This window comes from Pseudopedobacter beijingensis (assembly GCF_042678145.1).
In the GTDB taxonomy this organism is placed as follows: domain Bacteria; phylum Bacteroidota; class Bacteroidia; order Sphingobacteriales; family Sphingobacteriaceae; genus Pseudopedobacter; species Pseudopedobacter beijingensis.
Genome location: NZ_JBHUDG010000013.1, coordinates 53,627 through 67,689, shown reverse-complemented (window position 1 = coordinate 67,689; position 14,063 = coordinate 53,627). Strand labels below are relative to the sequence as shown.

The 14,063-nt window shown below is 34.9% G+C and carries 13 protein-coding genes; 7 read left to right on the top strand and 6 right to left on the bottom strand.

Going from position 1 to position 14,063, the window contains the following annotated elements; translation table 11 throughout:
- The first annotated feature begins 19 nt into the window (after positions 1 to 19).
- Positions 20 to 2,494, top strand: a complete 2,475-nt coding sequence (locus ACFSAH_RS09110; RefSeq protein WP_379662412.1) for a TonB-dependent receptor — start codon at positions 20 to 22, stop codon at positions 2,492 to 2,494.
- A gap of 80 nt (positions 2,495 to 2,574) precedes the next feature.
- Complete coding sequence (locus ACFSAH_RS09105; RefSeq protein WP_379662411.1) at positions 2,575 to 3,069, top strand: ABC transporter substrate-binding protein; 495 nt, start codon at positions 2,575 to 2,577, stop codon at positions 3,067 to 3,069.
- A 46-nt stretch (positions 3,070 to 3,115) separates the two neighbouring features.
- On the opposite strand, the gene ACFSAH_RS09100 is transcribed toward ACFSAH_RS09105, so the two are convergent.
- Both ACFSAH_RS09100 and ACFSAH_RS09095 read right to left on the bottom strand, forming a co-directional pair.
- Positions 3,116 to 3,646, bottom strand: coding sequence for a GNAT family N-acetyltransferase (locus tag ACFSAH_RS09100; protein WP_379662410.1), 531 nt, complete (start codon positions 3,644 to 3,646; stop codon positions 3,116 to 3,118).
- 3 nt (positions 3,647 to 3,649) lie between these two features.
- On the bottom strand, positions 3,650 to 4,171 hold the full coding sequence (locus ACFSAH_RS09095; protein WP_379662409.1) for an NADPH-dependent FMN reductase: 522 nt from the start codon (positions 4,169 to 4,171) through the stop codon (positions 3,650 to 3,652).
- Positions 4,172 to 4,330: 159 nt separating this feature from the next.
- Here ACFSAH_RS09095 and ACFSAH_RS09090 point away from each other — a divergent pair, with 159 nt between their 5' ends.
- The 5 genes from ACFSAH_RS09090 to lepB are packed head-to-tail and all read left to right on the top strand — an operon-like array spanning position 4,331 to position 8,562.
- On the top strand, positions 4,331 to 5,119 hold the full coding sequence (locus tag ACFSAH_RS09090) for a ParA family protein (RefSeq protein WP_379662408.1): 789 nt from the start codon (positions 4,331 to 4,333) through the stop codon (positions 5,117 to 5,119).
- Between the two features lie 18 nt (positions 5,120 to 5,137).
- Positions 5,138 to 6,055 carry a ParB/RepB/Spo0J family partition protein gene (locus tag ACFSAH_RS09085; RefSeq protein ID WP_379662407.1) on the top strand — a complete coding sequence of 306 codons (918 nt, stop codon included), beginning with the start codon at positions 5,138 to 5,140 and terminating at the stop codon, positions 6,053 to 6,055.
- A gap of 5 nt (positions 6,056 to 6,060) precedes the next feature.
- Positions 6,061 to 6,687, top strand: coding sequence for a DUF5683 domain-containing protein (locus tag ACFSAH_RS09080; RefSeq protein WP_379662406.1), 627 nt, complete (start codon positions 6,061 to 6,063; stop codon positions 6,685 to 6,687).
- Positions 6,684 to 7,433, top strand: a complete 750-nt coding sequence (gene dapB, locus ACFSAH_RS09075; RefSeq protein WP_379662405.1) for a 4-hydroxy-tetrahydrodipicolinate reductase — start codon at positions 6,684 to 6,686, stop codon at positions 7,431 to 7,433. Before ACFSAH_RS09080 ends, dapB begins: the two co-directional genes overlap by 4 nt.
- Positions 7,434 to 7,446: 13 nt before the next feature.
- Entirely contained in the window at positions 7,447 to 8,562 is a 1,116-nt protein-coding gene (gene lepB / locus ACFSAH_RS09070; RefSeq protein ID WP_379662404.1) for a signal peptidase I, read from the top strand.
- 801 nt (positions 8,563 to 9,363) lie between these two features.
- On the opposite strand, the gene ACFSAH_RS09065 is transcribed toward lepB, so the two are convergent.
- The 4 genes from ACFSAH_RS09065 to ACFSAH_RS09050 form a co-directional block, all read right to left on the bottom strand.
- Entirely contained in the window at positions 9,364 to 11,010 is a 1,647-nt protein-coding gene (locus tag ACFSAH_RS09065) for a ribonucleoside-diphosphate reductase subunit alpha (protein ID WP_379662403.1), read from the bottom strand.
- A 27-nt stretch (positions 11,011 to 11,037) separates the two neighbouring features.
- Positions 11,038 to 12,012 (bottom strand): ribonucleotide-diphosphate reductase subunit beta, encoded by a 975-nt coding sequence (locus ACFSAH_RS09060; RefSeq protein WP_379662402.1) that lies wholly within the window; start codon positions 12,010 to 12,012, stop codon positions 11,038 to 11,040.
- A 676-nt stretch (positions 12,013 to 12,688) separates the two neighbouring features.
- A complete protein-coding gene (locus ACFSAH_RS09055) occupies positions 12,689 to 13,024 on the bottom strand; it encodes a MerR family transcriptional regulator (RefSeq protein WP_379662401.1) in 336 nt (111 codons plus the stop codon).
- Positions 13,025 to 13,065: 41 nt separating this feature from the next.
- The gene (locus ACFSAH_RS09050; RefSeq protein ID WP_379662400.1) at positions 13,066 to 14,034 is read right to left on the bottom strand and encodes a M23 family metallopeptidase; all 969 of its coding nucleotides are present in this window, start codon (positions 14,032 to 14,034) and stop codon (positions 13,066 to 13,068) included.
- Positions 14,035 to 14,063: the final 29 nt, after the last annotated feature.

Sequence of the window (14,063 nt, the reverse complement as noted above, 5' to 3'; positions counted from 1 at the left end):
CAAACATAAAAAATACTTCATGAGACTTTTTTATATTTTATCCGTTCTTTTATTTTCCATCATTAATACGCAAGCGCAGCAATATCCGGGAGCAGGCCCTCAACAAAATGCTATCGTAGGTAAAGTTTCGGGTGTAATTATCGATTCTTTAACCAAAGCACCGGTAGATTATGCTGCGGTTTCATTATCTTCAGTAGGTCAGACAAAATCTGTTAACGGAGCTTTGGCGGATGAGAAAGGCGCTTTTAAACTGGAAAAAGTGACACCGGGAAAATACAGGCTTACCATTTCTTTTATAGGTTACAAAACTAAAATTATAGAACCCGTAACTACCACAAACAGCAAACCGGACCTAAACTTAGGTACAATTATTCTATCACCTAACAGCAAAGTGTTACAGGAAGTTGTAGTAGAAGGGCAAGCTAATATTATAGAAAATAAAATAGATAAGCTGGTTTATAATGCAGAAAAAGACGTCGCTATATCAGGAGGTACAGCGGTAGATGTATTACGAAAAGTACCCTTACTTTCTGTAGATTATGAAGGGAATGTTTCTTTGAGAGGAAGTTCTAATATAAAAGTACTGATTAATGGAAAGCCATCTGGAACAATGGCAGGAAGTATTGCAGATGCTTTGAAAGCAATACCGGCAGATCAGATTAAAAATGTGGAAGTGATTACTTCGCCATCTGCAAAATACGATGCAGAAGGTACTTCGGGTATTATCAATATCATCACTAAGAAAAATAACCTGGAAGGTATAAGTGGCTCTGTAAATGCAGGCGTAGGAACCAGGCAGAATAGTGGAAATCTAAACCTGAATGCTAAAAAAGGAAGATTAACGGTATTTGGTAATGCAGGAGGTTATTATTCGTGGCCACAAACCTCTATTATAGATATGAACAGGATAAGTGATAATGGAGATTTTAATAAACAACATGGCGAAAGTACAACTGATCGTTTAGCTACAAACGGATCTGTTGGTGCCGATTACGATTTTAATAAATACAATTCAATAAATACCAATCTCAAGGTTAACTGGTTCCAGTTTGGTGTGGATGGTTTTAATGATAATTTTAACCAGTTTGGAGGAGTAGATCAGCTTTTTAGAAGAATTACCGATAATAAAAATAAGGTAATCAGTTACGACTGGAATAACGACTATACGCATAAGTTTAAGAAAGATGGTCAGGAAATTTCATTAGCATGGCAGTTAAGCAAGAGCGAATTGAATAACGACTATAATTCGTATATGGACCAAAAGTTCAGAAAAGAAATAGGAGCCAGCGATGCTATTAATAAAGAATCGACATTTCAGTTAGATTACACACATCCGTTTAAAGGAGTTACTTTAGAAACCGGACTTAAGGCCATTGTAAGAAATATAGATAATGAATCCAAAGTAGATAGCACTGATTTGAATGGTGGAAATGGATTTCCTGTGCCCAATAGGAATTTTATTTACGATTATAACCAGAATGTTTATTCAGGTTACGCCACATTTGGCTTTACACTGGCAAAAAAATATGGGATAAAAGCCGGTGCCAGATACGAAAGAACAGAAATTGATGGTAATGATGCCGGAAGCGGTACTTTTGATCCGTTTAAAAATAATTATGGGAATTTTGTGCCGAGCATAGTATTGTCCAGAACGTTCAGTAATATGCAAACGGTTAAGTTGAGCTACAATAAAAGAATTCAACGTCCCAGTGTTTTTTACCTGAACCCTTTCAGAAACGCAGCAGATTTTTATAATCAATCACAAGGAAATCCTTATTTATCTCCAGAAATAGCAGATAATTATGAAATCAACTATTCCCGGTTTATAAAAACTACTGTAATTAATGCCTCTGTATATTACAGAAATACACAGAATATTATCGAAAATGTAATTAAACAAGTAGAAATGGATGGTAAAGATATTGCTTTAACCACTTTTGAAAATGTTGGTAAAAACAATTCTTTCGGCTTTAACTTCTTTGGCTCGGTAAATCCTATAAAGCCGTTAACTTTAAGGGGTAACTTTAATATTTATACTTATGATATCACGTTAGGCAGTAATAGTATAAATCTGTCCAATGCAGAAAATAAAACTTATTTAATGTACAATGCCTTTGTTAGCGGAACTTACCAGTTTCCAAAAGGAATTACCTTTGAAACCTTTTTAATTGCGAATTCTCCGAGACGAACTTTCCAGGGAAAAAATCCTTCTTTCAATATGTGGAATCTTGGTGTTAAAAAAGAGTTGTTTAATAAGAAAGGAAGCGTGGGAATTAATGTAATAGATCCGTTTAATAACCGTAAAAACTTTAAAAGCGAAATTATTGGCGATGGTTTTACTCAATACAGTAATTTTTCTATACCGTTTAGATCTGTAGGAGTGAATTTTAGCTGGAGATTTGGTAATCTGAAAGTAAACCAAAATCCTAAAAAAGGAGTTAAAAACGATGATCTGAAACAAGGAGAAGGTCAGGGAGGAATGGGTGGAAATTAAAAAATCCATAAAAGAACAAGATTTCAGGCTTATCTAACGGTAAATGTTTTTATACCTTTGTGGCAAAATAGAATTGAAAGATGGAAATTTTAGGAATATTGGAACAGAATGAGGAATTGGCAGAAGAGCTGCAAGAGCGTGTAGATCTGGTAGTGCACAAACTGAAGTTTTTTCCCGATAAACTTAAAATGATCATTTTAGAAAATTTAAATCCGGTGAAATCAGCCGTAAACGAAACGCTGAAAGATATGATGACCAAAGCCGGTGGAAGTTATTATGATGTACAGATTTGGGATGAAGTGTTAGATCTGGATCCGGACGTTATCATACTTTCTTTTCCAGAAGAGTCTTTAGAAAGCTCGTTAGGGAAAGCTTCGGGTATTTTTCAAAAAGAAGATTTTAGCAATCTGAAAGCCGTTAAAGAAAATAAGGTGTTTATTTTTGATAATCGGTTTTTGCATACCTCAGTAGCTCAGGAAAAAGTAGATGTTTTAGAAGCACTTGCCGAGATAATTACACCTAAGTATTTCAGCTTTGGCTTAGATGGGCAGGTATGGATAAAATTAGGGATATAAATCAATGATATTAAATAGCTGATACAATTAACCTGGTATTAGCTATTTAATACTGATGATTCATAATAACTTCTTTTTGTTTACGGGCAAAACTTGCATAAAGCATAGCCGAAAAAGGTTTTTCCAAACTTAATACGGTTAAACCCAGAGGAGCATCTCCTTTTATAAAAGGAGGTTGGAAATGCAGGTGATGATTTTTTACAAACCCCAGCCGCTCATAAAAATTTAATCTTCTGATAGAAGTTTCATCCACCGGATGCTCAATTTCCAATATAATCGGAAGAGTATTATTTTTAATAAAATTCTGTAATATAGTTTTTCCTAAACCTTTTCCCTGTCCTTCTTTAGAAATTGCCAGATGTTCTACGAAAATAAATTCTGGAAAAGACCAATATGCTAAGAAACCCTTTATCACATCGTTTTCCCTGTAAATATCCAGCGCATACTCTTTTTTTATAAAGGTTTCTTCCTGTTGTTTTAAGTTTCTTTTTTCAGTTTTTGGAAAATTGTCATTGTAAATTTCCCAGAAAGCACTAAACAAAGGATGTGTAATATCAGTCAATCTTACAATATCCATGAGTTAAAATTTTAAAAATTTATCAACCTGTTGGCTGATAAACTTAATACTGTCTTCAGTAATGAAATTACCCAGATCATTCAAATCCTTGTTAATATAAGTAAGGTGAATTTTTAAGGGCATCACATTTAAATGAATATAATTACAAACCCCGGTGAAATGATCTATTCCTCTGATATTTCCGTACTTACCAGAAGAAAGACCAACCAGAGCTGCTTTTTTTTCGTAAAAAGAATCAGGGAAATCACAAGCATCTATAAAAAGTTTTAGTATACCCGGAAAGCTACCGTTGTATTCAGGGATTACAAAAATAAACTTCTGTACTTCGTTTACCTTTTTCAATAATTGTGCAAAAGCCTCGCTTCTTTTTCCGTAAAGATCTGTAGACTGAAAATCGTGAGGTAAATCTGTTAAAGAAAAGATCTCGGCATCATGTCCCTTTTCTTTTAATATTTTCTGATAATATTTAGAAACTTTTAACGTATTGCTGTTAAGTCTGTTAGTAGCTGCGACTATTAAAGTCATAATTATGTGTATAAATCGTATAAACCTGTTGAAATTGATATTGTATAAATTTGTATCTTGTGCCCATATGTGAAACGGGAAGAAACAGTCCCGAAATTACGAAATTATTAGAAAATAGAGATCAAAACACGAACCGGAAATATAGCTCTTATAAGTTAGATGAGTAAGATAATAGCAATTGCCAACCAAAAAGGTGGAGTAGGTAAAACTACCTCCTCAATAAATTTAGCAGCCAGTTTAGCTGTTTTAGAGTATAAAACCTTGATTGTTGATGCCGATCCGCAGGCTAATTCAACCTCGGGAATAGGTTTTGACCCTCGCACCATAAAAACAAGTATTTACGAATGTATTATTAATGATGTAGATCCTAAAGAGGCCATCAAAAATACAGATACGCCCAATTTGGATTTACTTCCTGCACATATTGATTTGGTAGGTGCCGAGATTGAGATGATCAATCTGCATGAGCGTGAATACAAGATGAAAGCAGTGTTAGATAAGGTAAAAGACGAATACGATTTTATTATCATAGACTGTTCACCATCTCTAGGTTTAATTACCATTAACGCTTTAACAGCAGCAGACTCGGTAATTATTCCGGTACAATGTGAGTATTTTGCCTTAGAAGGTTTAGGGAAACTATTAAATACCATCAAGATTGTACAAACCAGACTGAACCCTGAATTGCAGATAGAAGGAATTTTATTAACCATGTACGATGTACGTTTAAGATTGTCCAATCAGGTGGTTGAAGAAGTTCGTTCACATTTCGAAGATTTGGTATTTGATACTATTATTGCCAGAAATACCCGTTTAAGTGAAGCACCTAGCTTTGGGGTATCTGTAATTATGCATGATGCAAATTCAAAGGGAGCTATTAATTATCTGAATTTAGCCCGTGAAATAATCCGTAAAAATGGATTATCAGTAGAAAATTCAGGTTCTTAAAACAGGAAGAAAAATATAATGAGTAAAGATAGAAAATTTGGATTAGGAAAAGGTTTAGGTGCTTTATTAAACGATACACCAGAAGTACCCAGAGGAGGTTATTCAGAAATTTCGGGGAACGAAGGTGCATCATCGGCAGCAGTTGGATCCGTAAATAAAATCAAGATCAATCAGATAGAAGTAAACCCTTTTCAGCCTCGTTTTGAGTTTGATGAAGATGCGTTACAGGAACTTTCTGAATCTATAAAACTACAAGGGCTTATTCAGCCTATTACTGTTAGAAAAGTAGGAGATAACAGGTATCAGTTAATTTCCGGAGAAAGAAGATTAAGAGCCACTAGAATGGCGGGAATAGAAGATATTCCGGCTTATGTGCGTACTGCTAATGACCAGCAAATGCTGGAAATGGCATTGATAGAGAACATTCAAAGAGAAAACCTGAATTCTATAGAGGTTGCTTTGAGTTTTCAGAGAATGATAGATGAGTGTAATCTAAAACAGGAAGAACTGGGAGATAGAGTGTCTAAAAACAGGTCTACTGTAACTAACTATCTGAGGTTATTAAAATTGCCGCCGGTTATACAAGCAGCAATACGTGATAACCAGTTATCAATGGGGCATGCCCGCGCACTTATTAGTGTAGAAGATCCGGCAAATCAATTGTTTATATTTAAAGAAATTATTGATAAAGATTTATCAGTAAGAAAAGTAGAAGAACTGGTTAGAAACCTGAAGCAAAGTGAAGGTGGGAAATTAGAAAAAGGTAAAAAAGCTGATGCTGTTTCTTTTCAATACCAAAAAATTCAGGACGATTTGTCTTCTAAATTTGCTACAAAAATAAAAATGAAAGTCGGAGCAAATGGAAAAGGAGCTATAGAAATTCCTTTCCTTTCAGATGATGACCTAAATAGGATTCTAGAGCTGCTCGACTGGTAAAACTTATGTCCAAATATGTTATATCGGCGCTGTTATTGCTGTTTCTTGTCATCCAGGTCAGGGCGCAGGAGTTAGACTCTTTGTCTAATAAAGTGATGCGTGAAAAGAGCGATTTGGGGCCTGCAATTAAGGAAAGAGGAAATACCTTATTTAGAGATTCCAGTAAATTGCAGTCGCCGCAGAAAGCTGTTATGCGTTCAGCTATTATTCCCGGATGGGGGCAATGGCGTAACGGAAAATGGTGGAAAGTGCCTTTGGTTTATGGAGGATATGTAGGAGTTGGGCTTTATTATGAGTTTAATCAGCGTTACTATAAAATATTCTTAAAAGAAAGCCAGGTTAGAAAAAGTGGTAATGAGGCTGCTCAGAACCCCGATTATAAATTTGCCAGTGATGAGCAGATTTATAATACCAAAGACTTTTACAGAAGAAACAGAGATTTGGCAATTCTTGGCTTTATAGCTTTCCATTCTTTGCAGATGATAGACGCTTATATTGACGCTAAAATGGCGACATTTGATGTGAGTGATAATTTATCAATAAAAATACAACCATCAGTTTATACACCAATGTATGCGGGTTCGGGACTTCAGGCTCCTGTGCCTATGCTTAAACTAAGTATCAAATTATGAAAATAGCATTATTAGGCTACGGAAAAATGGGAAAAATGATCGAAGGTATAGCTCTGGATCGTAACCATGAAATAGTACTTAAAATAGATGAAAATAATATCAGCGAACTTACGGTTGAAAACCTTCAGAAAGCTGATGTTGCCATAGAGTTTAGTACCCCCCACACGGTATTAGACAATATATACAAATGTATAGAAGCTAAAGTTCCCTTGGTGGTAGGTACCACAGGTTGGTATGGGCAATTACAGGCTGTTAAAGATGCATGTGTGGCTGCTAATACGCCAATAATGTACGGTTCCAATTTTAGTGTAGGGGTAAACATCTTCTTCCAGATTAGTAAAATAGCAGCAAAGATGATGGATAATTTTTCAGATCAGTATGATGTTTGTATGGAAGAAATTCATCATATTCATAAATTAGATTCTCCAAGCGGTACAGCAATTACTATTGCAGAAGATATTTTGGGAGAATTTAAAGATAAAAAACAATGGGTTGATGTAAATGCAGACAATTCAGATGATGTAACATTACATAAACCAGAGAATCTAATTATAAACTCTTTTAGAGAAGGCGAAGTACCGGGAACACACGTTGTGCTTTACGATTCTGAAGTAGATAGGATTGAACTTAAACATATTGCACACGGACGTCAGGGATTTGCATTAGGTGCTGTTTTAGCGGCAGAGTGGCTTCCTGGTAAACAGGGATTTTACTCTGTGAAAGAAATGTATGATTTTAAAATTTAAAACACCATAATAAATGAACTGGAAGTTTTGGCAAAAGAAATCCAAAAAGGATACGGCCAATAAAAAGAAAAAAAGTGCTACCAGAGAGTGGGTAGACGCTATTGTTTTTGCCGTTATTGCTGCTACAATTATTAGGGGATTATTTATAGAAGCTTACACTATTCCAACGGGGTCTATGGAAAGATCTTTGTTAGTAGGCGATTTCCTGTTTGTAAGTAAAGTAAATTATGGAGCGCGTACGCCTATTACACCCATAGCTTTCCCTTTTGCGCACCATACTATGCCTGTTATAGGAACAAAAGCTTATTGGGATGGATGGCAATTGCCGTATTACAGACTTCCCGGCTTACAAAAAATTAAGCGGAATGATGTAGTTGTTTTCAATTATCCTATGGAAGCCGATGCACCATTTAACAGGCCTATTGATAAAAGAGAAAACTATATTAAAAGGTGTTTAGCTATTGGTGGAGACACACTGGCTATTAATGACGGTGTGGTGTCTGTTAACGGAAAGGTTGTTGATGCTCCGGAAATGAGCCAGACAGAATATTATATCAAAACAAATGGCGAGGAGTTTAATCCCGTTGCTTTGCAGAACATGCCTGTTACTTTAATGCAGACACCTAGCAGAGATGTTTTTGTAGGAATTATGCCCAAATCTGAAGTTGAAAAACTAAAAGCTTTCTCGAATGTAGAAAGTATTATGGAAATCAATTCAGAAAAAGGAGAGTACAGAGATGAGATTTTTCCGCACAATCCTAAATTACCATGGAATCAGGATAATTACGGTCCTGTTATTATCCCTAAAGAAGGATGGACAGTTAAATTAGACTCTGTAAATATTTCTATTTATGAACGGGCTATTTCTGTGTACGAGAATAATAAACTGGAAATAAAAGACGGCGTTTTTTATATCAATGGTCAGCAAACAGACTCTTATACCTTTAAACAAAACTATTATTGGATGATGGGGGATAACCGTCATAATTCGGCAGACTCCCGCTATTGGGGATTTGTTCCGGAAGACCATATTGTAGGTAAAGCGCTGTTTATATGGATGAGTTGGAATGAAGAAGGTTCTTTCTTCTCGAAAATAAGATGGAGCCGTTTATTTAGAGGAATTCATTAATTATCAAAACTTAGTCTGGGAGAAAGAAACTAAGTTACAAAACAAATAAGTGCATTTATGGAAGGATTGGTTTCCTACATATCCTTTCATAAATGTTTATCATACCTTCCTTAAAATCTGTACCTGTTAAGAGTATAGCCCACGTCAAAAAACACAAACTACAAATTATTTTTAGATTTTATAAATAGTAGTCATAGGTGATGAAGTAATATTATCTGTTTTTTTGAGATAGGATTTATTAGTCATCATTCATGAATTTTTTTAAAAATACACAGTTTATTTCGACCGAAGTGGAGAAATCTGTTAATAACCTCAATTGGGTTATTATTGTGTTGTTTGAATGGTCTTGAGTGAGATTGCTTCGTCGGTTCTCCTTATACGATGACACTCTTGTTTTTTGTGCATTACAAGCCTGCGAAGAAATCTCTATAAGGCAAGGATAAAAATTACTCATTTTTAGCTTGTTATTAATCGAACTCCGGTATTATATTAATGATTCCTTAGACCTGCTCAGAGATAGTTGTCTTGTCTCATGGTTAACTTTTAAAACCAGTGGTAATCTAAAAACTAAAGAAGCTCCATCCTTCGTTAAGAGATGCTTTAGAGAAGCTTTAGAGATGCTCCAAGGTTTCAGGTAAGAAAACTTACCTATCAACATGCATATATAATAATCGCAACCTGTAGTTTTTGAATTTGTATTTTTCTTTATAAAATAAAAACACCCCAAAAAAGTAGCTGACTTTATGGGGTGTTTTTATTGGAGAAAGTCTCTCCTTATATTTTTATTTAAAGAAACATTAATTAGGCCTCGCAGCTGGTACAAGTTACCAGATTAGAAACAAATTCTTTAGAAACGCTTTGACTTCTTTGGTAATAAAGTGTTTTTACGCCCAGTTTCCATGCCTCTATAATCAGATTGTTTACATCTTTTATAGGTAGGTTAGATGGGATATTTATATTAAGACTTTGCGCCTGATCAATATATTTTTGTCTGATTGATGCCTGTAGGATAATCTCGTACTGACTCAATTCTTTAAACGTTTTAAATATATCTTTCTCATCCTGGGTTAGTTCAGAAAGGTGTTGAACGCTACCATGGTTTAGCATAATAGTTCTCCAGGTTTCTTCGTTATCTATACCTTTATCTTCCAGTAATGCTCTCAGGTATTTGTTTTTTCTGATAAAGTTACCTTTAGCCAAACCAGCTTTATAATAGTTACTGCTGTAAGGCTCTATACCAGGAGAGGTTTGGCCTAAAATAGCAGAAGAAGAGGTTGTAGGTGCTACAGCTAACAATGTGGTGTTTCTACGTCCATAACCTTTTAATAAGCTAGGTTCTCCATAGATATTAGCCAGCTCTTCCGATGCTTTTAAAGACTTTTCCTGTAAATCTTTAAAAATAGTATTTGTTAGTTGTTTGGCTTCTAAACTTTCAAAAGCAATCATGTTCTTTTGAAGGTAAGAATGCCAGCCCATAACACCCAATCCTAATGCTCTATGGTTTTTAGCAAAAGTATTAGCTGCTTTTAGATAATGATTATCTTCTGTTTTTTCTATAAACTCACTCATTACCGCATCCAGGAAAAAAGTAGCCAGTCTTATAGCTCCGGTATTTTTCCATTCATCGTAAAGTTCTAAATTCATAGAAGATAAACAGCATACAAAAGATTCTTCTTTTGAAGATGGTAAAGCTATTTCAGAACACAGGTTACTGGCGTAAATAGGCATCTCCTTATCTTTGTATACTTCTGGCTTGAAACGGTTTACGTTGTCAGAGAAAAAAATGTAAGGTAATCCTTTTTGTTGTCTTGATTCTAAAACCTTAGCCCATACATCTCTCTTTTCTCTGTCTCCATCAATCATATCCTGCATCCAGTAATCTGGTACACAAACTCCGTAAAACAGATTCTGAATAGGGTTACCTATGTTTTTGATTTCTAAAAACTCTTTAATATCTGCATGGTCTATGTCCAGATAAGCAGCAAAAGCACCGCGTCTTACTCCACCTTGCGAAATTGTATCCATTGCAGTATCAAAAAGCTTCATAAAGCTTACCGCACCGCTACTTTTACCATTATCAGTAACAGCAGTTCCTCTGGCTCTTAATTCGCCAAAATAACCAGATGTACCGCCACCGGTTTTTGTTTGCATGATTACCTCACCCAGTTTATGGGTAATGCCTTCAATATGGTCTGGTACGTGTACGTTAAAGCAAGATATTGGCAAACCTCTTTCGGTGCCCATATTTGCCCAGATAGGCGAGCTTAAACTCATCCATCCCTTGCTAATCATTTCTATAAATGGTTCTGCAAGTTCAGGCTTATATAATCTTTTTGCGGCAGCATTAGCAATACGTTCTATTGCTTTTAGAGGTGTTTCTCCTTTTAATAAGTACCCTCTGTTTAATATTTGTTCACTTTCTTCGTTAAGCCACCAAAGGTTTTGCATAATTGTACTAAATTATAGGGTTACATATTAAAATAAATCGTCTGCACTTATACTCTTATCGTGTTTGGTATATTCTACCGGACGTTTTGCAAAGAAATCATCCAAACTATTGGCAAATATTTCTTCTTCAAACCACACCATCGGGCTGTATTCCGCTTCGGTTACGTTGTATAACTTTTTGAAACCTATTTGTTGCAAGCTTACATCTATACGGTACTTCATAAAGTTAAGCAAGTCATTCCGTTTAATGTGGTCTAATTCACCATTTTCGAATATCCATCCCAATATCTCATCTTCAATATTGATAGAGTCTTTAACGATATCGTAAATTTCCTGCTCTGTTTCGGCATCTAGGTATTCCGGAAATTCTTCTTTGATTTTATTTACCAGAAAAATACCTGCATTAGCATGGATTTGCTCATCAACAGAGGTCCAGGCAATAATATTACTAACGTTTTTCATTACACCCTGAAAGCGTGTAAATGAAAGTATAATAGCAAATTGGCTAAATAGAGATACGTTCTCTATTAGAATAGTAAATAATATCAGTGATTTGATGTATGCTTTTCTGTCATCAGACTTGGTGTCTTTTAAAGCAGAAGATAAATAACCAATTCTTTTTTTGATAACTGGTATTTCTACAACTTTTTCGAATTCATTATTGTATCCTAATACTTCCAATAATCTGGAATAGGCTTCAGAATGTCTGAACTCGCATTCGGCAAAAGTACTTCCTAAACCATTTAACTCAGGTTTTGGTAAGTGGTTGTACAGATTTCCCCAGAATGATTTTACGTTTACTTCTATTTGTGCAATAGCCAATAAACTTCTTTTGATACTTTCTTTTTCGTTGGCAGAAAGGTGAGAATGGAAATCCTGAATATCTGCTGTGAAATCGATTTCGGAGTGAACCCAAAAAGACTTGTTTATAGCATTAGTAAATTCCAGTACTTCTGGGTATTCGAACGGTTTGTAGTTAATTCGTTTATCAAAAATGCTCATAGTATTAATGTTTTCTATATTTATTTCCAACCTAATTTGCAACACAAACAATAACCGAATTCAAGATGGTTATCTGTTTTGTGTAAGAAAGTATTTTATTTTATCGTAAGACTATTGCATAAAGTCGTTTAGCTTTAAGATTCAACTTTCTCCTTCTTATTGCAAGAATGAAAGATGAACTTATGTCCTTACGATGTGCTTTTACAAAAGTACCCAATAAAATATAGTAAAGGACCAGTTGAGGTTTACATGTTATACACATTTACGTAAAAATTATTCACAATGGGCTTTGTTGCTATATTGAGCCGCTTTTATTGTGAACAAGTTTTGATAAAACAGTCGCTGTTTTTTAGGTGTTTATTTTGTTGGATTATGGAGTGTAAGAGTAAGTGATTGGTTGTCATGAAGGTTGAATAATCAAAGAGAAAAATGGTTTTTTTATAAAGAAATGATAATGGTGTCGAAAGCTTCCCCGGTTAAAGAATATCTTCTGAAGACTTTGATTGCATTGGGCTGTATGTTTTAAAATAGGGGCGGACAGCTATTCTTATAAATAGGAGAGAATGACAATAACTTACCAGACTTTATATTTTTAATATTGATATGAATGATATGTTCAATTAAATCTGTTATAGGATAACAGTAAAAAAAGAGTTCAGTTATTGTTTACTTAAAATTATAACTCGCCCCCCAGTTTAACCATAAAGGCTTTCAGTTTTTCCAAAGAATCAATTACTTTTTGATTATCGGCAACATCGTCTTTATTGCTTTTCATATAGTCTTTGGCCCCCTGAAGCGTAAAGCCTTTATCTTTAATCAAATGGAAAATAATCTTTAGGTTTTCGATATCTTCCGGCCTGAATAATCTGTTTCCTTTAGCGTTTTTTTTCGGTTGCAAAATGTCAAATTCTTTTTCATAAAATCTAATCATAGAAGTATTCACTTCAAACATAGATGCAACCTCGCCAATAGAGTAGTACAGCTTATTAATTTCTTTTTCTTTGTAGGCCATTTTATAGATTTAAAAGCCAAATTTACGAAAAAAAAGATGTTTTAGTCGAAAGACTGATTTTCTGTAGAAGCTAATTCAAGCATTTCCTGATATTCTACAGGGCTAAGGTCGTTAAAGAAGAAGTTCATCGGATTTACTACTTTCCCGTTTTTATATACTTCATAATGCAGGTGAGGACCTGTAGAGGCACCTGTGTTACCTACATAGCCAATAATGTCTCCCCGGTTAACTTTTTGACCTCGCCGCGCCTTGAAACGGCTCATGTGAGCATATTTGGTAGAATATCCGTAGCCGTGATTAATGATTATTTGGTTTCCGTAACCCCGTTCTGTACCTTGTGAAACCACCACGCCATCTCCTGTAGCATAAATAGGAGTTCCAATAGGAGCCGAAAGATCTATCCCGGCATGCATTTTCTTTATTTTATAAATAGGATGTATGCGATAGCCGAATCCAGAGATTGCGCTTTTAAGTTTCCGACTGTCGATAGGCTGTATGGCAGGGATAGAAGCCATCATTTTCTCTTTAGATTTTACCAGTTTAGAAAGTTCGTCGTAAGATTTAGATTGTACGTACAACTGTTTAGATAGTATATCCATCTTTTTTGTGGTTTCTATCATCAGATTTCCATAGTCGTAATTTTCAAGATTTTTGTATCTGTTTATTCCACCAAAACCAGCATTTCTAATATCTTTAGAGATAGGTTCTGCTTCAAAAATAACCCTGTAAATATTATCGTCCCGGTCTTCCAGTGTTTGAACAACCTGGTCTATTTTCTTCATACGACCTTGTAAAATATCATATTGAAGGCTCAATTGATCAATTTCTCTTTTAAGTTGTTTTTCTTTTGGAGAATCCAGAAAAGCGTAAGCCATAGCAATGATAACAAAAGAGAATACCATTGCTGTGGAAATAAAGCCGATGGCTTTTAGGATTTTAACTTTCAAACTCAGTTTTACCTTTTCGTATTTTAAAGTTTGAGAGTTAAAATAATATTTTGTTTTTGCCATTATTGTTTACTTTACGTTCAGGGTGTTGT